Origin of the sequence: Pseudarthrobacter sp. AG30 (assembly GCF_003116525.1) — a bacterium.
GTDB lineage: Bacteria > Actinomycetota > Actinomycetes > Actinomycetales > Micrococcaceae > Arthrobacter.
The window spans coordinates 1-21442 of record NZ_QEHL01000037.1; the positions used below are offsets into that span (position 1 = coordinate 1).

Here is a 21442-nt window from a genome sequence, read left to right on the forward strand (position 1 = left end):
GCCTGGACAACCGAAAGCGTGGCCTTCGGCGCGTAACTTCCGCTCCGGGCGCGCACGGTTGCCGGCGCCCACAGAACCTACGCTTGCCGCCGTTCGCGCCCACGGCGACACGGCCGAAGCACCTAACGCTCCGGCATCCCCCTGCGCCACACAGCGCAGCACCGACAACTAAACCCACGAGTGTTCGGATGTCCCGACCCGGCCCACAGACGCCGCAGTGAACCCGACCCCCGCGCTTTTTCACGATAAGGAACGTCGATGTCCAATCCCATCATCCAATCCACCACCCAGGAAGCCGGACCAGCACGTCCTGCACGCACCAAGTCCCATACACGGTTCCTTGTGCTGGGGCTGATCTTCTTCGTCACGGTAGTGAATTACGCAGACCGCAGCAGCATGTCCATCGCGGGAACAGACATGACCAAAGAACTCGGGATGACATCAGTCCAGCTCGGGTTTGTTTTCTCAGCCTTCAGCTGGGCCTATGTCGTCGGGCAGCTTCCGGGCGGATACCTGCTGGACCGGTTCGGAGCCAAAAAGACCTACGGGCTCAGCCTCGCGCTCTGGTCCGCGGCCACTCTCGTGGTGGGCTTCGTCGGCCTGATCTCCACACCAGTTCTGGTATCGGTGGGCATCCTGTTCGCCCTACGCCTGTTCCTCGGGCTTGTGGAGGCCCCTGCCTTTCCTGCTAACGCACGTATTACCACCATGTGGTTCCCCACCAGCGAGCGCGGTCAAGCCACGGCAGTATTCAACTCCGCCCAGTACCTCGCCACAGCGATGTTCGCCCCCATCATCGGTTGGATGACCTTCAGCTTCGGCTGGCGCATCGGGTTCTACGTCCTGGGCGCACTTGGTCTAGCCATGGCCGTCGTCTGGTTTCGCTGGATGAACGTCCCCTCAAGGCACAAACGCGTCTCCGCCACGGAAATCGAAACCATCCGGGCAGGAGGAGGCCTGGTCGACCTCGACGAATCGGCAACCCTCTCCCAGCGGAAGGCGACAATCAGCCGGTCCCAGTTCAAGCAGCTCTTCACCAGCCGCATGTTCTGGGGTCTCTACGTGGCACAATACGCCGTCAACGCCCTTACCTATTTCTTCATCACCTGGTTCCCGATCTACCTGGTCAGCAGCAGGCACCTGAACATCATGCAGGCCGGTTTCATCGCGGCCATCCCCGCCCTCGCAGGGTTCGCTGGCGGCATACTGGGTGGATTCATCTCCGACCTCCTCCTACGCAGGGGAGTCCCCCTCACGGCGGCACGGAAAATTCCGTCGGTTGCCGGCATGGCACTGGCCATGCTGATCATGCTCTGCCCATTCACCGACAGCACTCCCCTCATCGTGACGCTCATGACTCTCGCATTCTTCGGTAAGGGGGTTGCGGCACTGGGCTGGGCATTCGCCACCGACATGGCCCCCAAGGAAGCCAACAGCGTCTCCGCCGCCATCATGAACGCCTTCGGCAACATCGCCGGCATCGTGACCCCCATCGTCATCGGATTCGTCATCGCGGCCACCGGGAACTTCGACGTCGCCCTCTGGTTCGTCGGCGCCCACGGAGCCGTCGCTCTGCTCGGCTACCTCATCATGGGCAAGGTACAGCGGCTCGAATTCACCCACGACAAAGCACAGAACTAAACTCCCCTGGCGCCCAAGCCCGACTCGCCGAAGAGAATGCCGCAAGATGACTCGTGCCACGGGTTCCTCTTCGCCGATGCTTCCTTCAGGGTTCGACTGGATCGCTCACCCAAATCACCTGGCTGCCTTCAGAGAACGCATATGACTATGCCTCCACGACAGGCATGAACACTGAGGTCACGAGCTCGGCTTCGGGCGTTTGGCTCGGATCGTTGCGATAAATGTTGAAGTGGTGCGTCGCGAGGTCGTCATCTTCCCTGGCCGGCCGCCAATCGTTCTCGGCCATGAACGCTGCGATCGCTTCATGTGCCCGGGGAATCGCATCCGTGTACGGCCCGGTGACTGTAGCGGCCACCACGCGACGTGCGGGAAAGTGCAGCACGCTCAGTGGCTCCGCGGCCTCGGTATCGGGCGCTACCTCAAGGAAGACCGACTCGTCGACGTCATGCTCGCGGTATTCACCGTCGTGTTCGATGCACCCGCCAGCCCCCGTGACGCGAATCCCTTGGGCTGAGATCTCAGGCGTGAACCGGGCCCATAGTTCGCCCTCGGCAGTGTAGTCGGGCACCCTCCCGCGAAGGGTGATGAGGGTTTGCTCGGGCAACGTGGTGAGTTGGGCCGAGATGGTAGACATGGCGTCCTCCTGACGTTGTTGGTCCAGCATTCGTTCAATGATTACGAGCCGTCGCAGGGCGGCTGACGATTCCTCGGCAAGGGCCGCTCGCTGAGCGGACAGGGCTTGTGCGTAAGCGGGGGTCCCCCGGGCAGCAAGGAGCGCCCCTATGGCAGACACACCAAAGCCCACGTCCCTGAGCCGCCGGATTTCGCTTGCCTCGCGGAGCTGGTCGTGGGCATACCAGCGGTAGCCGGTGGCTCGATCGACAACAGCCGGAGCGAGGACTCCGTTCGCGTCGTAATGCCGCAACATCCTGACACTGATCCTGCTGAGCGAGGAGAAGTGGCCGATGGGCATGAGCTTCGAGATATCGGTCATGCCTCTGATTCTCCGCGCTGACATCGTGTCAGAGTCCATTTTCTCGAAGACTCATGTGACGGCGCGCTGCGACCGACCAGCCGGGGTACCGACCAAAAGTAGCCTAAGTCCATCTCTCTTGGGCTACCCGCGCCGATGCTGCCACTGCCAGGCGTGCCGGAACATGAGGCCCATCGAGGTTCTCGGGGCTACCGGCTATAGCGACGAGCCGCCGGGACGCCCGTCCAGGGCTGTACGCGACCCCGTTCCAGTCAACGACAGGCTGGCACGTATCTCACGAATACGGTGCCGGGATTGGGAAATCTGCCATTCCCGGCAACGCCCCCCATGCAGTGGGCGACGGCGTACATGTGGAAAAACCCTTTGACACCAAACAGCTAACGCGGGTAACTTAGATCACGCACCAAGGTAACGCGAGTTACTAATAGTAAGACCAGACCACTAGCGGCCAAGGTCCAGTTAGAGAGAAGACTTCTGGAGCATCCAATGGCGGACACCGCCTCCCAAAGCCGGGCACGGAACTTCTCAGACATTGCTTCGCCAGGCAGCTATTGCTGCACACGGGGCGCCAAGGAGCCTCGTAGACGTGGGTCTTTAGGAACAAACACTTAGGAAGTTCATCAACCTATGCAGCAGGACAGCCGACCACTGCCATCCGGCAGTAATCGACTGTCCAGTACTAAAACGCTCTTCGGTCTGACCGCGAAATCAACATCGAAGAGCAAAACCCAACCCACCCTTCACCTTGCTGATGAAGACAGGAAGAGACAGCTCATCATGACACAAACCAGATTCTTTCTTCAGGTCGAGCCAGGCGCTCTCCCCACGCGATGAACCTGAGAGCACCCCGACTCCTGCAATTGCAGCCAGTTCGATTTCGCGGTGCTCCCTTTACGCCAACACACGCCCGCTCCACAGGTCCGCGGACCTCAGTCACGGCCATGAAAAGAGAACAATGAACAGCATTACCACCACCGTTGAGACCTACAGGCCGGCCATGCACTTCGCCGCCAAAGACACGTGGCTCAACGATCCGAACGGGCTTGTCTTCCACGAGGGCACCTACCACCTGTACTACCAGAACAACCCCTTCGGAAACGTCCATGCCAATATGTCCTGGGGCCATGCGACTTCTGCTGACCTGGTCAGCTGGACGGAGCAACCGGTAGCGATTCCCTGTGATGACGACGAGGAAATCTACTCCGGCAGCATTGTGGTTGACGCCGAAAACACCAGCGGATTCGGGGCGGACGGTAAGGCTCCCCTGGTGGCCATCTACACCAGCGCGTACAAGCCGGGCTCCCTCCACGAGGGCACGCAGGCGCAGTCCCTCGCGTGGAGCACGGACGGCGGATACTCCTGGACGAAGTACGCCGGCAACCCGGTCCTGACCCGGAACTCGCCGGAATTCCGGGATCCCAAGGTCTTCCGCTACGACAGCCCTTCGGGCAGCTATTGGGTCATGGTGGCGGTGGAGGCCCATGATTTCACCGTCCTGCTCTACCGCTCACAAGACCTCAAGAGCTGGGAATATCTCAGCACCTTCGGCCCCGCCAATGGCACGGGAGGCATCTGGGAATGCCCGGACCTTTTCGAGCTGCCCCTGGACGGTGACTCCTCAGCCATGAAATGGGTCCTGACGGTGAACATGAATCCCGGCGGCCCCAACGGCGGGTCCGCAGGGCAGTACTTCGTGGGAGAGTTCGACGGCGTCACGTTCAGTTCCGAGACAACCCTCACCGCGGGGATGCAGGACCCTGAGCGCGTACCCGACTACCAGTGGCTGGACTGGGGCCGGGACTACTACGCCGCGGTCTCGTTCAGCAACGTCCCGGACGGCCGGCGGCTGATGATCGGGTGGATGAACAACTGGCAGTATGCCAACCACATCCCCACCTCGCCCTGGCGCAGCCCCATGAGCCTGGTCCGGGACGTGTCCCTCGTTTCCGTGAACGGGCAACCCCGGCTCCTGCAGCGCCCCGTACCGGAGGCGAGGGCAACTTCGACACCCGGTCCCGAGCAGCGGCTGGCCCTGAACGGCCCCGCAACCGTTGAGGGCGGCACTGCGGTACAGCTTATTGACATCACCTTCTCCCCTGGTGACGCCGAGGAGTTCGGGCTTGTGGTCAGAGGGTCAGCGGACGGGACGGTCGGGACACGAATCGGGATCCACGCCCGCAGCGGGGACCTGATCGTGGACCGCACCCACTCCGGCGACACCGACTTCCACGAAGCCTTCGCCTCCACCAGCCGCGCCCCCATTGCCGCAGCCAAGGATGGCAACTACCGCCTGCAGATCTTTGTCGACCATTGCTCAGTGGAGGTCTTCGGCAACGATGGGCTCGTCTCGGTGACCGAACTGATCTTCCCGGATCAACCCCAAACTTCCCTCACTCTCTACTCCACCGGCGGCACAGCCGACGCAGTGCTCCAACTCACCAACTTCGAAAAGGCTGATGCCTAATGGAATACCGCAAATTGGGAGCCTCCGGCCTGTACATCAGCGAAATCGCCTACGGAAACTGGGTCACCCACGGCGAGCAGATCGACCAGGCCGCCGCGACGGAATGCGTCAAACAGGCACTGGAGTTGGGCATCACCACCTTTGACACTGCCGATGCCTATGCCGGAACCCGGGCGGAGGAAGCTTTGGGTGTCGCGCTCAAGGGAACACGCCGTGAAAGCGTGGAGATCCTTACCAAGGCCTACTTCCCTACCGGGGATGGCCGGAACGACCGCGGCCTATCCCGCAAGCACGTCATGGAGTCCATTAACTCCTCGCTGCGCCGGCTCCAGACTGACTACGTGGATCTCTACCAGGCGCACAGGTATGACTACGAGACTCCGCTGGAAGAGACCATGCAGGCTTTTGCCGATATTGTCCGGGCGGGGAAGGCACACTATATCGGGGTGTCGGAGTGGACGGCGGACGAAATCCGCTCCGGCGTTGCCCTTGCCAGGGACCTTGGGGTCCAGCTCATCTCCAACCAGCCGCAGTATTCCATGCTGTGGCGCGTCATCGAACCGGAAATCGTTCCCCTGAGCGGGGAACTGGGCATTGGCCAGATCTGCTGGTCTCCGCTCGCCCAGGGAGTCCTCACCGGCAAATACACCCCCGGCGCGGCGGCCCCGGAAGGCTCCCGCTTCCGAGGCGACAACGGCAAGCTGAAGAATGACCACCGCTTTCTCAACGAGGACATCCTCATCCGCGTCCAGGAATTGAAGCCCCTGGCCGAAGAGACGGGACTGTCCATGGCGGCTTTCGCGGTTGCATGGGTACTCCAAAACCCCAACGTCTCGGCAGCCATCGTGGGAGCATCCCGGCCCGATCAGCTCGTGGACAACGTCCGTGCCGCAGGAGTGAAACTCGACCAGGAAATGCTCCTGAGGATCGATGACATCCTCGGCCCCGTCATCGAAAGAGACCCCGGGAAGGTCGAGTCCTTCAAGGACCGCCCCTAACAGCAGCAGCTGAAGAAATGTATTGACACCATCGAGTAACGCGGGTAACTTAGATCACAGCCCGAAAGTAACGCGAGTTACTAGGCTTGGATTCACCCCATTGCCTCCGTATTAGCACGGGCAACCCCAGCTCAACGAAGACCTCTGGAGCATTCAATGGCGAAGACCACCTCCCCCGACAAACCCGGCACTGCCCGGCAGCGTGGCGTCACCATGAATGACGTAGCCAAGCATGCCGGAGTATCCCGGACAGCTGTTTCATTCGTGCTGAACAACCGTGAAGACGCCAGCATCTCGGAGGAGACCCGGGTCCGCATCGCTGAGGCGGTTCAAACTTTGGGCTACCGTCCAAATGCCGGGGCGAGGGCGCTGGCATCCCAGCGCAGCGATTGGTACGGGATCGTCACCGAGATCGTTACGGCCCCCTTCGCCGTGGACATCATCAAAGGTGCCCAGGACCAGGCCTGGAGTGACGGCCGGTTCCTCCTGATTGCCCCGTCGGACCAGGGTGATGCGGCCGGCCCCAACCAGGGGATGGAGGATGCTGCTGTGGAAAAGCTGCTGGAGCAGCGGGTGGAAGGCCTGCTGTACGCCGCAACCCACCACCGTGGCGTCCATGTGCCCCCCAGCGCGCACGAAGTGCCCACGGTGCTCGTCAACTGTTTCGACCTGGACGGGAAGCTGCCCTCAATCGTCCCTGACGAACGCGCGGGCGGACGGGTCGCCGTCGAACGCCTCCTCACGGCCGGCCACACCAAGATCGGTGTGATCAACCTGGACCCCAGCATCCCGGCAGCTGTTGGGCGTTTGCAGGGCGTCCGGGAGGCCTTGGCCGACGCCGGCCTGGAGCTTGATCCGGAACTCGTGGCGGCCGGGTATGCGACGGCAGACGGAGGCTACGACGCTGCCTGTCAGATCCTTGACCGGTACCCGGCCAAGGACCGGCCCACCGCCCTGTTTTGCCTGAATGACCGTATGGCCATGGGGGCTTACGACGCCATCAAGGAACGTGGCCTGGCCATCCCCGGTGACATCGCCGTGATCGGCTTCGACAACCAGGAACTCATCGCGGCCTACCTTAGGCCCAAGCTGACCACTGTTGCGTTGCCGTTCGAAAAGATGGGCGCTCTGGGAGTCCAGACGCTCGCCGCCCTTACAGCCGGACAGCCGATCACTGCCAGTCAGCAGTTGGTCGACTGTCCGCTGTTAGAACGCTCTTCGGTCTGACCGCGAAATCAACGTCGAAGAGCAAAACCCCAACCCACCCTTCACCTTGCTGATGAAGACAGGAAGAGATAACCCCATCATGACACAAACCAGGTTCCTCAAGTCCGCCCGCATTGCCGCGGCCGGACTGGCGGTAGGCGCGATGCTGCTGACCGGCTGCGCCGCCACCGGCAACAAGTCCGGCGGCACCGACGCCGCAGCCAACGCCAGCGCGTTCCTCACCATTCCCCGTGAAGACATGGGCACGTTCGTGCAGAACTTCAACCCGTTCGCGCCGACCGTCAACCCCATGGTCCAGCAGTCCATCTACGAGTCCCTCCTGGTCTTCAACCCGGCCAAGGGCAATACGGTGCCGTGGCTGGCCACCGACTGGAAGGCCGCGGACGACGGTAAGTCCATCACGTTCACCCTGCGTGATGGTGTGAAGTGGTCCGACGGCCAGCCGTTCGTTGCCGATGACGTCGCGTACACGTTCGAGCTGCAGAAGAAGCTGAAGGGCGGCTACGAGTATCTCGACGGCGTGACGGCGCAAGGCAACCAGGTCACCTTCAACTTCAACAAGCCTTGGTCCCCCGCCCTGTACGACGTCGGCCAGCTCAGCATCCTGCCCAAGCACATCTGGTCCGCGCTGGCCGATCCGGAAAAGGACGCCAACGCCAAACCTGTGGGCACCGGACCGTACACCGAGGTGGACAACTTCCAGGCCCAGTCCTTCGTGCTGAAGAAGAACCCCAACTACTGGCAGCCGGACAAGCAGAAGATTGCCGGCATCAAGATGCTCGCGTTCGCAGGGAACGACGGCGCCAACCTCGCCGCCGCCAACGGCGACGTGGACTGGGCGCCCCAGTACATCCCGAATATCGAAAAGACCTTCGTCTCGAAGGACAAGGACCACCGGCACTACTGGTTCCCTCCGACCGGTGCCATGATCAACTGGCAGCTCAACACCACCAAGGCGCCCTTCAACGATGTTGATGTCCGCAAGGCGCTGAGCATGGCCGTGGACCGGGACCAGGTCACCAAGATCGGCATGAGCGGCTACGCGCAGCCGGCCGACTGCACCGGCCTCTCCGGCAACTACGAGACCTGGAAGAACACCCAGGTCAAGGACAACTGCACGTGGACCAAGCACGACGTCCAGCAGGCAAACGACCTGCTGGACAAGGCGGGCTACCCCAAGGGCCCCGACGGCAAGCGCACGCTCAAGGACGGCAAACCGTTCGAGTTCAAGATTTCCGTGGGTGCTACCTCGTCCGACTGGCTTTCCGTGGCCAACGTGATCTCCCAGAACCTGGCGGAGGTCGGCGTAACCGCGAAGGTGGACTCTCCGGACTGGGCTGCCGTGGTGGCAGGGTACGAAAAGGGTGATTTCGACTCCGGCATCGTTTGGAGTGCCAACGATCCCAGCCCGTACAAGTACTTCAACACCACCATGGGCTCCGCTTCGGTGAAGCCGGTGGGCACCAAGGCCTCTGATAACTACCACCGTTTCGGCGACCCCAAAGCTGATGCCCTGCTGAGCGACTTCGCTGCAGCGACTGACCAGTCCAGGCAAAAGGATATTGCCAACAAGCTGCAGGAAGAATACAACGACGCCGCACCAGTGGTGCCGCTGTTTTCCGGCCCGGAATGGGGTGCATACAATGACACCCGCTTCACCGGCTGGCCCACGCAGGACAACCCCTACGCCACCCTCTCGGTTCGCGCACCCACCACGGTTCTGGTGCTGACCAGCCTGGAACCGCGCAAATAGTCCCCCGCCCCTGAGGCCCATCTGGCCCTCAAGGCACCACACGCCCGACGGCCTGGCACATGCCATCAGCCGGCCGTCGGGCGTACCCACAATCTTGACCACTCCCGAATTGGAGGGAAACCGTGCGCTTCATCCTGCGCCGACTGGGTTTCTACCTGATCGCCTTCTGGGCATCCATCACCCTGAATTTCCTGCTCCCCCGCTTCATGCCCGGGGACCCCGTATCACGCATGTTTGCCCGCACCCAGGACAGAATGCAGCCCGAACAGCTCGAAGCCCTGCGCAAGCTGCTTGGCGTGGACGACCGGCCCATCTGGGAGCAGTACGCCGGCTACCTCCAGAACATCCTCACCGGACAGATGGGGGTATCGATTACGCGCTTCCCCACCCCCGTCACCGAAGTCATCTCATCCCAAATCGGCTGGACCCTCCTGCTTGGCGGAACCGCGCTGGTGATTGCCGCCGTCGTGGGCAACCTGCTGGGCATCCTGGCAGCCTGGCGCCGCGGCAGCGCCCTCGACTCGGCCCTGCCTCCCGTGCTGGTCTTTATCGGATCGTTCCCCTACTTCTGGCTGGCAATGGGCGCTCTGTACCTGTTCGGCGTCGTGCTCGGCTGGTTCCCCATCCGCCACGCGTTCACCGACGGCCTGGAGCCGGCGTTCACTGCCGAGTTCATCGGTGACGTCGGCGCCCACCTCGTGCTACCGGCGCTGACCATCGTGCTGGTCTCCATCGGTGGCTGGATGTTGGGCATGCGGAACACCATGATTGCCACGAACTCCGAGGACTACATCACCATGGCCGAAGCCAAGGGCCTGCGCCCCGGACGGATCATGCTCCGCTACGCAGCCCGGAACGCGATGCTGCCCTCGGTGACCAGCTTCGGCATGGGCCTGGGCTTCGTCGTCGGCGGCGCCCTCCTGACCGAGGTGGTCTTCGCCTACCCCGGCGTCGGATACCAGCTCCTCAACGCCGTCCAAGGCCTCGACTACCCGCTTATGCAGGGCCTGTTCCTGACCATCACCGCCGCCGTGCTGCTGGCGAACTTCCTGGTGGACATCCTCTACGTCCGCCTCGACCCCCGCGTGCGCAGCAACTGAGCAGTGCGTACCCAGTAACCAAGGGACCGACCATGACCAGCGTTATCCTCCAGCAGCCAACTGAAGCAAAAGCTGCCCGCAAAACCAACCGTGGTTTCATCCACGGACTCATCACCAACAAGAAGGCCATGACCGGCATGGGCATCATGCTCGTCTTCATCGTCCTGGCCCTGGCCGCGCCGGTACTGTTCCCGGACGACCCGTCCCGGATCACCGGGATGGCCTCACTGGAACCAGACAGCGAACACTGGCTCGGAACCACCGCCAAGGGCCAGGACGTGCTCGCCCTGACCATCCACGGCGCCCGAAGCTCCCTGCTCGTAGGGCTTACCGTCGGGTTCGCATCCACCTTCATCGGAATCCTCGTCGGCCTGGCATCAGCCTATTTCGGCAAATTCATCGACGAAGCACTGTCGCTGCTGACCAACGTCTTCCTCCTCCTTCCCGGCCTGCCGCTGCTCGTCATCCTGGCCGCCTTCCTGCCCCCGGGGCTGGGCACGGTCATCCTGGTCCTCACGGTCACGGGATGGGCCGGATCAGCGCGCGTACTCCGGGCACAGGCCCTGTCCATCCGATCCAAGGACTTCGTCGCTGCCGCCGTCGTCTCCGGTGAGCGCGCCGGCCGCATCATGTTCCGCGAAATCCTGCCGAACATGGCATCGATCGTGATGGGAACACTGCTCGCCTGCGTCATCTACGGCATCGGGGCCCAGGCCGGCCTCGAATTCCTTGGACTGGGTGACGTCAGCACTGTCTCCTGGGGCAACAACCTCTTCTGGGCCGGAAACGAAGGCGCCCTGCTCACCGGAAGCTGGTGGGTCTTCATCCCCTCCGGCCTCTGCATCGCCCTGGTCGCATTCGCCCTGGCCCTCATCAACTACGCCGTCGACGAAGTAACCAACCCCCGGCTGCGGAAGATCCGCAAACCCGCCACCACCGAAAGGGGCGCCGCACAGTGACCGTCTCCCAAACCTCCTTCGGCTCCCATGAACCGGTCCTCGACGTGAAAAACCTCACCGTCAAGTACATCGGTGACTCCCGCTCGACCACGGCCGTGAACGACGTCTCCTTCAGCATAGGCGCCGGCGAGGTCTTCGGGCTGGCCGGCGAATCCGGTTGCGGAAAATCAACCATCGCCAACTCCATCATGCGGCTGCTCAAGGACCCGGCGAAGATCGCCGCCGGCAGCATCTCCTTCGGCGGCAAGGACGTCCTCGCCATGAACCAGGACGAGCTGCGCCGTTTCCGCTGGCAGGACGTCGCCATGGTGTTCCAGTCCGCCATGAACTCGCTGAACCCCGTGCTCACCATCGGGGAACAGATGGCTGACATCTTCACCACCCACGCCGGCTACCCGCGCAAAGAATCCCTTCGACGCGCGGCTCAGCTGCTGGAACTGGTCCGCATGGACCCCGCCCGCCTCAAGTCGTACCCGCATCAACTCTCCGGCGGCATGCGGCAACGCGCCGTCATCGCCATGGCTGTCGCCCTGAAGCCGTCACTGCTGATCCTTGACGAGCCCACCACCGCACTGGACGTGGTGGTGCAACAGGAGATCATGGCCCAGATCAAGGATCTGCAGCGCGAACTGGGCTTCTCCGTCCTCTTCATCACGCACGACATGTCCTTGATGGTGGAACTCTCCCACCGGATGGCCGTCATGTACGGCGGCCGGATCGTGGAAACGGCCAAAGCCCACGACATCTACACCGCCCCAGGACACCCCTACACCCAAGCCCTCATGGGCGCGTTCCCGCCGCTCACCGGCCCGCGGATCCCGCTTGCGGGCCTGCCCGACGGCGTGAAGTTCCGGAACATCCCGGACCTCGCCGAAATTGCGCCCGGCCACTTCGTGGCACCGTTTGATGCCGACGCCGAAGCCGCCGTCCTTGAAGGAGCAGCACAATGAGCCACGCCGTCCACTCCCCGGCACGGCCGGATGTTTCGTCCCTGGCTCCGGCCCTGGAGGTGCGCGGACTTGGTAAGTCCTTCCACATCGGCGGCCTGTTCTCCAGCCAGGCGGTCCGGGCGCTCCACGGTGTCGACCTGACCATCGGTCGCGGAGAGATCGTGGCACTGGTCGGCGAATCCGGTTCAGGCAAGAGCACCCTGGCCCGCTGTGTCGCACGGCTCGAGAAACCGAGCGAAGGGGCCATCCTGGTCGACGGGGTCGACGTCCTCAAACGTGACCGTTTCCAGGCCTCACGGGAGTTCCGGTCCCAGCTGCAAATGGTCTTCCAGGACCCCTTTGGCTCACTGAATCCCGCCCACCGAATCGAGCACTTCCTCCGCCGGTCCCTCACCATCCACGGCAAAGGCGGCACCCGCCAACGCGGTTCCGAAGAGCAGACCAGGCGCCGTCTCGAAGAGCTCATGACCACCGTCGGGCTTCAGGCCGACATGCTCGACTCCTACCCCCATGAGCTCTCCGGCGGGCAACGTCAACGGGTCGCGATCGCGCGGGCCCTGGCCGTGGAGCCAAACGTCATCCTCGCCGACGAACCGACTTCCATGCTGGACGTTTCGGTCCGCATCGGCGTGCTGAACCTGATGCGGAAACTGCGCGATGAGCAGGGCATTTCCATGCTCTACATCACCCACGACCTCGCCTCCGCCCGGTACCTGGCGGACCGGACGGCCGTCATGTTCGCCGGCGAAATCGTGGAAGAAGGTGAATCACTGGACCTGCTGGCCAACCCGGCCCACCCCTACACCCAATTGCTCGTCTCAGCCGTCCCCGACCCGGCGCGTGCCGGATCCTACGACCCCATCCACCGCGCCCAGCTCCGGCAAGCCGTCATGGCTTCCGCCGGCTGCGCCTTTGAGAACGACCCGGAGCAGCGCTGCTCATCCAAGGAACCCGTCCGGCACCAGGTGGGCGACCCCCTGAACCGCCACTGGGTCCGCTGCCACCTCTACCGCCCGCGCGCCGCCGCCGGCGGCCATGCATTGGCGACAGAACCGGAGCCTGGAGACTGACGTTCCCGTTTCCACGTCCAAACATCAACATTCACGCCCCGGCAGCACCGTCGCTGCCCGCCGAAAGGTAACTGATGGAAGATTCACCCGCCGTATCCCGGCGTGCCCTCCTGACCGGAAGCGGGGCCGCTGCCCTCACCGGATCGCTCGCACTAGCAACACCATTCGCCCAGTCAGCGGCAGCGGCACCCCTGAACGCCCCAGACAACGCACCGGCCAAGCCGCCCTACAAAGGACCAACCCGTATGCGCCCGACCTATCACTTCAGCGTCCCCGACAACTGGAAGAACGACCCCCAGCGGCCCATCTACATCGACGGCGAATACCACTACTACTACCTCTACAACGCCGATTACCTCCAGGGCGGCGGCGGCACATCGTGGCGCCGTGCCACCACCACCGACCACGTCTCCTTCCGCGACCGTGGCGTGGCCATCCCCAAGTTCAGCAACGGCAACGGCGACTGCTGGTCAGGCTGCCTTGTCATCGACGAACGAAACACTGCCGGCTACGGTGAAAACGCCGTCATAGCCCTCGTGACCCAGGCACCCCAGGGCCGCCAGGCGCAATACCTCTGGTACTCAACTGACCGTGGGCGTTCGTTCAAACCTGGTGGGACGGCGCCGGTACTTCCAAACCCAGGCGTGCAGGACTTCCGCGACCCGAAAGTCATCTGGGACGAAGACCGCAGGCAGTGGTTCATGGTCAACGCCGAAGGGCAGAAGCTCGGCTTCTACACATCTGCCAACCTGCGTTCCTGGCGGCGGGTCGGCGAGTTCGTCCGGACGGACCTTGGGTTGCTGGAGTGCCCGGACCTTTTCCGCATGACCGCCGACGACGGTACTTCGCACTGGATCCTGGGCACCAGCGCCAACGGCAAAGGCCGAGGACTGCCGGCAACATACGCCTATTGGACAGGAGCCTTCAACGGAATCACGTTTGCTCCGGACCATGCCGAGCCGGAGTGGCTGGACTACGGCTATGACTTCTACGGAGCAGTGACTTACCCCCACCACGACGCCTCCGGCGCGGAGGATGCCACCCTGCGCAGGGCGCTTGGCTGGGCGAACTTCTGGGACTACCCCCACAACACCCCCACCCTGGCGACCGACGCGTACAACGGTGATGACATGATCGTGCGCGACATCCGGCTCAAGAAGGCAGGCGGAAGCTACAGCCTCCTCTCGACCCCCACCACCGGCCTGGCCAACCACATCGAACGCACCCACCGCCTCGGGGACGTCGAGGTCACGGGAACCCATGACCTCGATATCAGTTCACTGGCCTATGACCTGACCTGTGAACTTGTATGGGACCCGGCGGCCCCTCCGTCCAACATCGGCCTTGAGGTCTGCCGTGCAGCCGGTGGGGGCCGGCACGTCGCCGCCGGTGCATTCCTCCGCGGCCCCTTCGCTTACGTCAACCGGCGGCCCACCATCAACCCCACCGGCGGGGAAAGCCAGACACCCATCGATCCCTCGGCAGGGCGCCTTACACTCCGTCTCCTGGTGGACCGGACCAGCGTCGAAATGTTCGTCGGAGACGGACGGGTGGTGCACTCACACCGGGTGTTTCCCCTGGAAGGTGACAACAACATCCGGCTCTACGCCAACGATGGAACGGCCACCTTCAGTGACCTCACGATCAACGAGATCAACGCGACGACTTAGCCGCTCCCCAATCAACACTGCCCGAGAGAAAAATATGGATTACCTCAAAGCAGCCTGCCCAGACGCCCAGCAGCCATTTGACGCCGTCGTTGTCGGCGAAGCGCTGATCGATGTGGTCACCGCCCCGGACAGCCAGGTTGAGCATCCTGGCGGATCGCCCGCCAATGTCGCCTATGGCCTCGGTCTCCTGGGGGTCACCACGGGCTTGCTCACGGCCATTGCACCCGATAAGCGGGGAAGAACTATCGAGAACCACCTCCACCGGGCAGGGGTAACACTTCTGCCTGGATCAAAATCCCTCACCCGCACCGCAACAGCGACCGCAACCCTCGGACCCGACGGATCCGCCGCATACGACTTCGACATCCGCTGGCAGCTGCCACGAGCAACGCCTGCCTGTTTCCCCCAAGTCCTGCACACCGGTTCCATCGCCACCTTCCTCAACCCCGGGGCCGGTGCCGTCAAAAGCCTGCTCGAACAAGCCCACAAGCATTGCACCATCACCTACGACCCGAACATCAGGCCATCGCTGCTTGGCAGCCACGCCGAAGCGAAGGCAACCTTCGAAGCAATCGGCGCACTGACCGACGTCGTTAAACTCAGCGACGAGGACGCCCAGTGGCTCTACCCCGCGAAAACACTGGAAGAAACCGCTGAGCACATCCTCCGCCTGGGCGCCAAGCTGGCGGTGATAACCAAAGGTGCTGCCGGCTCCCAATTCACCTCGCCGTCCGCGAGCATCACCATTCCCGCCGTCAAAGCGACGGTGGCGGACACCATCGGCGCCGGCGACTCCTACATGGCCGCACTGATCCTGGGCCTGCTCACCCGCGGCGCCGGGGGCTTTGCCCCCGCCGTCATGGAGCAACTGGGACGCACGGCAGCCGCAGCAGCGGCCATCACCGTGCAGCGCGCCGGGGCCAACCCACCCACCCTTGACGAACTGACAGCTGCTGTCGAAGCACACGCCTCCGCACCACGGGCTTTCGCATGCGACCAGGCATAAACAAAACGACCCCGCGGGCAACAAACGTAAAGGACGCCGTCTACCCTGTTAGGAGGAGCCAACAATGACGTCTGAGAAGACACCGGAGCACCAAGCCCCTGCGCATTCGCTGCGGTCCAGCAGCAGGTTTGCGCAACTCACCCGGCGTTCCATGCTGGGCCTGGGCGGGCTCGCCGTGGCGGGGGCCACTGTGGGGGCCTGGCCCCGACTTACCGGCGCCGACCTTCCGGGCCGCGGCAGCAAGGCCCTGAACATCGCCATTCTGGGAACGGCAGCGGATGCGGCGGGACGCCAGGGCCTGATCCAGGCTTTCACCACCGCCCATCCCGACATCCCAGTGCGGCTGCAGGCGATTCAGGGTGCGGACTGGAAGGACTTCTTTTCCAAGATCCTGACCATGGTGGCCGCGGGAACGCCACCGGATGTGGTCTATGTCGCCACCGAAGGCGCCCAGTTGTTCGCCGACAAGCTGGCCGAGCCTCTGGATGGATATGTCCGCCGGGACGCCGCGGCGATGAGCGACTACTTTAATGACGTTCATCCGAGCCTGCTGGAAGCCTTCATGTACCAGGGAAGCCTGTACCAGCTTCCCCTGGACTGGAACGCGGCGAACATGTACCTGAATACCACCACCTTCGCGCAGGCCGGCCTTGACCGGCCGAGGGACGACTGGACCAAGGACGACTTCAGCTCCACCCTACGGGCCCTGCGTAAAGCCCGCCCCTCCGATTTCACCCCGTACTACTGGACCAACCGGCTTTTCGGCGGGGTGGTCCCGTGGCTTTACGCCAATGACACCAGCTTCCTGTCCGAAACGAAGGCGCCCGGCGGGGACTGGCTCTGGGACCGCTTCTACCCCACCGACCCTGCCCGCGGCACCCGTGGTGGCGGGTACCAGTGGCTGGCCCCCAACGCCGAGGACGGGCGCGTCATTGAAACCTTCGACTACCTGCGCGAGCTCGTAGCCGAAGGACTCGGCGTACGTCCCGAATCAGGTGGCGGCAACGCCCTGGTGGGCCTGTTCGGCAACAACCGCATCGGCACGACGCCGGCCGGTGGCTATTGGGCGCAGGGCCTGCACGAGGCCGGGATGACCGCCGATCAGTTCGACGTGCAGTTCTTCCCGCGCTGGCGGACCCAGCGGCACCAGTTCGGTGCTGCCGGCTACGCGATCATGCGCACCGCGAAAGACAAGGACGCGGCCTGGGAATGGGTGAAGTTCTGCTCCAGCCGCGAAGCGATGCAGCTGGCCATTCCCAAACCGAACACCACCCCCACACGCCGTTCGATGGTCAACGAGTCCTTCTACGCCGCCACCGGGCCGCGGCACTGGAAAGTCTTCTACGACACCCTGGACAGGTTCCCCACCTCCGGTCCGATCCCCGCCCCGCCGCAGCAGGCGGCCGTCGAAACTGCCCTGATGAAGAACGTCTCCACCGCGGTCAGCGGCAGCTCCGCCGATGTACGGGCCGCGATGGGCAACCTTCAACGTGACCTCGAACTGGCCCTGAGGAGGAATTCATGACCACCACGTCCACCGTCCCGCGGCCACCAGTGAAGCCACCGGCCGTGCGCCGGTCGTTTGTCGAGCGGTGGCTTGCAAGGATTTTCCTTGCTCCTACGGTGATCGGGATGGCCCTTTTCACCTTCCTGCCGATCATTGCTTCGCTGGTCCTCGCGTTCTTCCGCTGGGACATCGTTTCGGCACCGCAGTTCGTCGGGTTCGCCAATTTCGCCTCACTGGCACAGGACCCCACCGTCCGCGTGTCCTTCCTGAACACCATCGGGTTTGTGATTGTGGCGGTAGTCCTTCAACTCGGCATCGCCCTTGGCCTGGCCTCCATGCTTCAGGCCAGGATGCCCTCCTGGCTGAGGGTATTCCTCCGTTCCACCTTCTTCTTTCCCCTGGTCCTGTCCGCCGCGTCGGTGTCCATCTTCATGCGGTACATGTTCAACGAACAATTCGGCGTGGTGAATTGGCTCCTGTCTCTCGTCGGGATCCCCGCTGTGCCGTGGCTGACAAGCCCTGCGGCGTCCGCCGCCGTCGTCGTCCTGGTCTACGTGTGGCAGAACTTCGGGTTCTCCTTCCTGCTCTTCCTCGGCGCCCTCACCAATATCCCGAAAGAACTGCATGAAGCAGCGAACCTGGATGGTGCCACGGGCGGGAAACAGTTCAGCAACGTGACCCTTCCGCTGATCAGCCCGACGGTGCTCGTGGCCTCCGTCATGGCCATCATCAGCGCCCTGCAGGTCTTCGACCAGCCCTATGTCCTGACCAACGGCGGCCCCGGCGACTCCACCCGGACCGCCGTCATGGTCATCTTCGAATCCGCCTTCCAGCAACTGGAGTTCGGCAAAGCCTCCGCCATCGGCCTGGTACTCACCGTGCTGATCCTTGCCGTCACCGCCCTGCAGTTCCGCCTTAGCCGCCGCTTCGTCTTCTACCAGTGAGGTCCGCCATGTCCAGCCAGACCCTGCACACCGGGACCGGCTTGCCTTCCGGTTCCACCGCCGAACCGGCCGCCACCCGTACGCCCCGCCGCTTGCCATCAGCCGGCACTGTCGGCAGATACGCAGCCTTGGCCGTGGCAGCGGCGCTGACCCTCGGCCCTGTCCTGTGGACCTTGTCCACGTCGCTGCGCACGCCGTCGGAATCGTTCAACCTGCCGCCCTCCTTCCTGCCCATCAACCCTGACTTCACGGCCTACCAGGAAGTGTTCAAGCAGATCAACGTCGGCCTCCTGGTCCTGAACAGCGCCCTGGTGACCGGCCTGATCGCACTTGGCCAGATGGCGTCGGCCACCCTGGCCGGCTACGCCTTCGCCCGCCTGGACTTCCGCGGTAAGAACGCCATCTTCTCGCTGGTGCTGGCCACCATGATGGTCCCGGTGCAGGTCACCATCGTCCCGGTGTTCATGCTGATCCGTGGAATGGGCCTGTCCGACACCCTGCTGGCCCTGATCCTGCCGGCCATTCCCACAGCATTCGGCACCTTCCTGATGCGCCAGTACTTCCTTGGCCTGCCGAACGACTTCGCCGAAGCAGCAGCCCTGGACGGTGCCGGGCCGTGGCGGATCTTCCGTTCGGTCTACGTCCCCCTGGCGGTCCCCGGCATGGCGATCGTCGGGATCCTCGCCTTCAACTTCCATTGGAACGAGTTCTTCCGGCCACTGATCCTCACCATCAGCGAACAGAATTTCACCCTTCCCCTCGGCCTGGTCACGCTCCAGGGCAACCTCGGCACCGGCAGCATCTCGGTGGTCCTCGCCGGCGTGATCCTGTCCATGCTGCCGGCACTGGTCGTGTTCATCTTCGGCCAACGAACCCTGCGGGAAGGCCTCACCGCCGGCGCCAGCAAATAGCGGTGGTGCAGGAAAGAAACAGGTCCGCGCAGTGGGGCGCATCATCTCGGGAGGGCACGGCGGGCCAGAGCGAAGACACTCAAAGTATCTGAACAGGTTAAAGCCAAATGCCCCTCTGACGAGGGGAATCTGCTGTGCCCGAGGTGGGACTCGAACTGCATTCCAGCCCTTGCAAACACTGGGAAGTCCCGAAAACATGCGGAATCCGGCCCGATCCGACCCCTATACGTCCCAGTCCGACGGCATAAGTGTGCACTTTGTGCACACCCTAAAATCTCCCTTCCGCACGCTCCAAATGAAAATCGCGTCCCCCACTGAGGGGACGCGGTTCTTCGTTGGGACGGGACTGCGGACGGCTTCGCCCGGTCCTGGCCGCGGGGGTCGCCGCCGGCGAGGAGTGGATCCTGCAATGTCAGGACCGAATGACCCAGCGAGTAGTAAATTCACGGTGGCAACCCCTCCTTCTCTCGTTTCATGAGTTAGTCGGCAGACGCGCACATGACCAGCAAAAGCGATGCACTGCAGGCAGTGCAACCCCGGGAAAGGGTCAGACTGCTTTGAACCAGATTTAGCGATACTTGCCGGGAATTAGGATGTAGCTCATTCCCTGGATCCAATTCTTGTCGGCCGGGTGGATGCAGGTTCAGTCTGCCCGCTTCTCAACAGACGTCATCCACCCCACATGACCGTAAACGCCGAAAGCACCGTGTAGTCTGCGCCGAAACACCATGCTTGCCTTCGACCCCGGACCACCAAGCCAGGGTCCGGGGCAATGAGCGAGTCGCCAAGCCCTCGCGCATTGCCCCGGCCCTCCACGATGCGGAGAACTTGTCCAGTATCCAGGACCACGATCAGGGGCGCTCGGCTTCTAGCCGCGTCGGCGCACCTTGGCCCAGGGCGTGCTGGTCCTCGCGCCAGCTTCAGCCATTTTGGAGGGAGTGTGCCCGTATTAAGCCCTTGGCGCTGGGATTGAATCCATACACAGAGAACACGTTCAGTCTCGTCCTCGGGAGCGTGCATGCTTGGTATCCCAGTAGCGAAGAATTCGGCAATTTTGGCCGTGCTTCAGCCTATGGAGCTGGCGACTCCCCTTGTTGATGCCGAGATTTCGTAACCAGTCAACGACATAGGCAGGTATGTTGTCGGGCAACAGCCGCAATTCGGTGCCCTCCTCGTCGTAGTTGATGACGTACACGTCCACAGCGCGTGCGGATGCAGTCATGACATCGAGTCAACCTCAGAGACGGCAATGCTAGGCCGTTGAAGCGACGAGGAGGTCGACGAGTGCAGCGGTGTCACTGAGCAATGTTGTGTTGTAGCGCTGCTCGATTTTGCCTTGACGCAGCCGGTGGACCCACTGCTTCTCCGTAACTACGACATCGCAGTACACGGCCGCTACGGGCAAGGCGGCGAGGTCGTTGAAGTCATTCGGCTCCCACTTCTGTTCGGCCTGCCGGAGCTTGGCGGATCGCATCACGTTTGTCACGTATCGAGAAGGAAGGTCATCGATGAAGTTCACAAGGTCAGAGGGGGTCATCCGCTCGATGAAATCCTCCCAAGTCATCCCTTTGGACTCGAGGGCCTCGGTGACGGCAGTTCGGATGCCGCCGAGGTCGGATGCGCGAACGGCCAGTTCGAGAAGGCCGCCGGATAACCTTTGGCCCCGGATCGCGGCCGCAACTGAGTTTTCGTAGTCGATGAATTGCTGCGCGAGGTCAGCGTCGGATGGGTCGAATCCTGCTTTGCGCACAGCTTCGGGACCCATGCGGAGCAGTTCTAGTTCGACAAGCCCACTGTGAATTTGCTCAATCTCCGCAAGTGCACTGGGCCCCATCTCTGTGCTGCTGCCGGGCAACCTGCTGGGATCGAAAGACGGCCACGTCACTGCGTCGGCGGTAATGTGTCGCAACCCTGCACCGAACACGTCCACTTGCCGCGGCTGCCCCATGCGTCCGAACCGGCGGTTGAGTGCCTGATCAATTTCTGCCGGAAGCAGCGCGTGCGGACGGGCCATGGTGTGTTGCTTCGAGAGCTCAAACATGAGGTCGGCCACGTCGATCCTAGAGCGGTCATCGCGGCGCTTCCCGGTCTCCAGATACCGGTAGATGTCGAGCGGAAACGATGCGGTGCCTGAAGAGGCGGCGGCGCGAGCCGATTCCAGCGCAGCAACGAACCTTGCTCCATCGCGATGGCCTGTCGCCGCTCTCGCTAGATCGACCCATTTGTTCTGGTCGAGGTACACACGAAG

Annotated in this window: 17 protein-coding genes; 14 read left to right on the forward strand and 3 right to left on the reverse strand. The window is 63.0% G+C overall.

The annotated features are described in order from the left end of the window. Nucleotides 1-258: 258 nt before the first annotated feature. Nucleotides 259-1641 (forward strand): MFS transporter, encoded by a 1383-nt coding sequence (locus DC347_RS20460; protein ID WP_109864289.1) that lies wholly within the window; start codon nucleotides 259-261, stop codon nucleotides 1639-1641. Between the two features lie 145 nt (nucleotides 1642-1786). Here DC347_RS20460 and DC347_RS20465 read toward each other — a convergent pair whose 3' ends face one another. After that, nucleotides 1787-2635: a GyrI-like domain-containing protein gene (locus tag DC347_RS20465; RefSeq protein WP_165838100.1), complete on the reverse strand. Its 849-nt coding sequence runs from the start codon at nucleotides 2633-2635 to the stop codon at nucleotides 1787-1789. Nucleotides 2636-3590: 955 nt separating this feature from the next. Between DC347_RS20465 and DC347_RS20470 the strand changes: the two genes are divergently transcribed. The 13 genes from DC347_RS20470 to DC347_RS20530 all read left to right on the forward strand — a co-directional run bounded on the left by DC347_RS20470 (nucleotide 3591) and on the right by DC347_RS20530 (nucleotide 19194). Next, entirely contained in the window at nucleotides 3591-5099 is a 1509-nt protein-coding gene (locus DC347_RS20470) for a glycoside hydrolase family 32 protein (RefSeq protein WP_109864291.1), read from the forward strand. After that, nucleotides 5099-6097, forward strand: coding sequence for an aldo/keto reductase family protein (locus DC347_RS20475; protein ID WP_018763803.1), 999 nt, complete (start codon nucleotides 5099-5101; stop codon nucleotides 6095-6097). Before DC347_RS20470 ends, DC347_RS20475 begins: the two co-directional genes overlap by 1 nt. Before the next feature lie 156 nt (nucleotides 6098-6253). After that, nucleotides 6254-7324, forward strand: a complete 1071-nt coding sequence (locus tag DC347_RS20480) for a LacI family DNA-binding transcriptional regulator (RefSeq protein ID WP_109864292.1) — start codon at nucleotides 6254-6256, stop codon at nucleotides 7322-7324. A gap of 79 nt (nucleotides 7325-7403) precedes the next feature. Further along, the gene (locus DC347_RS20485; RefSeq protein ID WP_109864293.1) at nucleotides 7404-9077 is read left to right on the forward strand and encodes an ABC transporter substrate-binding protein; all 1674 of its coding nucleotides are present in this window, start codon (nucleotides 7404-7406) and stop codon (nucleotides 9075-9077) included. Between the two features lie 122 nt (nucleotides 9078-9199). Further along, a complete protein-coding gene (locus tag DC347_RS20490; RefSeq protein WP_018763806.1) occupies nucleotides 9200-10177 on the forward strand; it encodes an ABC transporter permease in 978 nt (325 codons plus the stop codon). A gap of 32 nt (nucleotides 10178-10209) precedes the next feature. Then, on the forward strand, nucleotides 10210-11136 hold the full coding sequence (locus DC347_RS20495) for an ABC transporter permease (RefSeq protein WP_109864294.1): 927 nt from the start codon (nucleotides 10210-10212) through the stop codon (nucleotides 11134-11136). Further along, complete coding sequence (locus tag DC347_RS20500; RefSeq protein WP_109864295.1) at nucleotides 11133-12086, forward strand: ABC transporter ATP-binding protein; 954 nt, start codon at nucleotides 11133-11135, stop codon at nucleotides 12084-12086. The genes DC347_RS20495 and DC347_RS20500 overlap by 4 nt, the downstream gene beginning before the upstream one ends. Next, nucleotides 12083-13156, forward strand: coding sequence for an ABC transporter ATP-binding protein (locus DC347_RS20505; protein ID WP_109864296.1), 1074 nt, complete (start codon nucleotides 12083-12085; stop codon nucleotides 13154-13156). Before DC347_RS20500 ends, DC347_RS20505 begins: the two co-directional genes overlap by 4 nt. Nucleotides 13157-13401: 245 nt before the next feature. Continuing rightward, the gene (locus tag DC347_RS20510; protein WP_109864297.1) at nucleotides 13402-14826 is read left to right on the forward strand and encodes a glycoside hydrolase family 32 protein; all 1425 of its coding nucleotides are present in this window, start codon (nucleotides 13402-13404) and stop codon (nucleotides 14824-14826) included. A 34-nt stretch (nucleotides 14827-14860) separates the two neighbouring features. Further along, nucleotides 14861-15832, forward strand: coding sequence for a PfkB family carbohydrate kinase (locus tag DC347_RS20515; RefSeq protein WP_109864298.1), 972 nt, complete (start codon nucleotides 14861-14863; stop codon nucleotides 15830-15832). 64 nt (nucleotides 15833-15896) lie between these two features. Next, nucleotides 15897-17357: an extracellular solute-binding protein gene (locus tag DC347_RS20520; protein WP_109864299.1), complete on the forward strand. Its 1461-nt coding sequence runs from the start codon at nucleotides 15897-15899 to the stop codon at nucleotides 17355-17357. Next, nucleotides 17354-18283, forward strand: coding sequence for a carbohydrate ABC transporter permease (locus DC347_RS20525; RefSeq protein WP_109864300.1), 930 nt, complete (start codon nucleotides 17354-17356; stop codon nucleotides 18281-18283). The genes DC347_RS20520 and DC347_RS20525 overlap by 4 nt, the downstream gene beginning before the upstream one ends. A gap of 8 nt (nucleotides 18284-18291) precedes the next feature. Then, nucleotides 18292-19194: a carbohydrate ABC transporter permease gene (locus DC347_RS20530; protein WP_109864301.1), complete on the forward strand. Its 903-nt coding sequence runs from the start codon at nucleotides 18292-18294 to the stop codon at nucleotides 19192-19194. A 994-nt stretch (nucleotides 19195-20188) separates the two neighbouring features. On the opposite strand, the gene DC347_RS21560 is transcribed toward DC347_RS20530, so the two are convergent. Beyond that, the gene (locus DC347_RS21560; protein WP_133247118.1) at nucleotides 20189-20416 is read right to left on the reverse strand and encodes a hypothetical protein; all 228 of its coding nucleotides are present in this window, start codon (nucleotides 20414-20416) and stop codon (nucleotides 20189-20191) included. A 30-nt stretch (nucleotides 20417-20446) separates the two neighbouring features. Next, nucleotides 20447-21436 (reverse strand): hypothetical protein, encoded by a 990-nt coding sequence (locus tag DC347_RS20535; RefSeq protein ID WP_133247119.1) that lies wholly within the window; start codon nucleotides 21434-21436, stop codon nucleotides 20447-20449. Nucleotides 21437-21442: the final 6 nt, after the last annotated feature.

Excerpts from the sequence above, each read along its gene's own strand:
- DC347_RS20530 (WP_109864301.1), top strand. The coding sequence starts at position 18,292 with ATGTCCAGCCAGACCCTGCACACCGGGACCGGCTTGCCTTCCGGTTCC.
- DC347_RS20485 (WP_109864293.1), top strand. The coding sequence starts at position 7,404 with ATGACACAAACCAGGTTCCTCAAGTCCGCCCGCATTGCCGCGGCCGGA.
- DC347_RS20520 (WP_109864299.1), top strand. The coding sequence starts at position 15,897 with ATGACGTCTGAGAAGACACCGGAGCACCAAGCCCCTGCGCATTCGCTG.
- DC347_RS20495 (WP_109864294.1), top strand. The coding sequence starts at position 10,210 with ATGACCAGCGTTATCCTCCAGCAGCCAACTGAAGCAAAAGCTGCCCGC.
- DC347_RS20525 (WP_109864300.1), top strand. The coding sequence starts at position 17,354 with ATGACCACCACGTCCACCGTCCCGCGGCCACCAGTGAAGCCACCGGCC.
- DC347_RS20460 (WP_109864289.1), top strand. The coding sequence starts at position 259 with ATGTCCAATCCCATCATCCAATCCACCACCCAGGAAGCCGGACCAGCA.
- DC347_RS20480 (WP_109864292.1), top strand. The coding sequence starts at position 6,254 with ATGGCGAAGACCACCTCCCCCGACAAACCCGGCACTGCCCGGCAGCGT.
- DC347_RS20475 (WP_018763803.1), top strand. The coding sequence starts at position 5,099 with ATGGAATACCGCAAATTGGGAGCCTCCGGCCTGTACATCAGCGAAATC.
- DC347_RS20465 (WP_165838100.1), bottom strand. The coding sequence starts at position 2,635 with ATGACCGATATCTCGAAGCTCATGCCCATCGGCCACTTCTCCTCGCTC.
- DC347_RS21560 (WP_133247118.1), bottom strand. The coding sequence starts at position 20,416 with ATGACTGCATCCGCACGCGCTGTGGACGTGTACGTCATCAACTACGAC.
- DC347_RS20515 (WP_109864298.1), top strand. The coding sequence starts at position 14,861 with ATGGATTACCTCAAAGCAGCCTGCCCAGACGCCCAGCAGCCATTTGAC.
- DC347_RS20510 (WP_109864297.1), top strand. The coding sequence starts at position 13,402 with ATGCGCCCGACCTATCACTTCAGCGTCCCCGACAACTGGAAGAACGAC.
- DC347_RS20505 (WP_109864296.1), top strand. The coding sequence starts at position 12,083 with ATGAGCCACGCCGTCCACTCCCCGGCACGGCCGGATGTTTCGTCCCTG.
- DC347_RS20470 (WP_109864291.1), top strand. The coding sequence starts at position 3,591 with ATGAACAGCATTACCACCACCGTTGAGACCTACAGGCCGGCCATGCAC.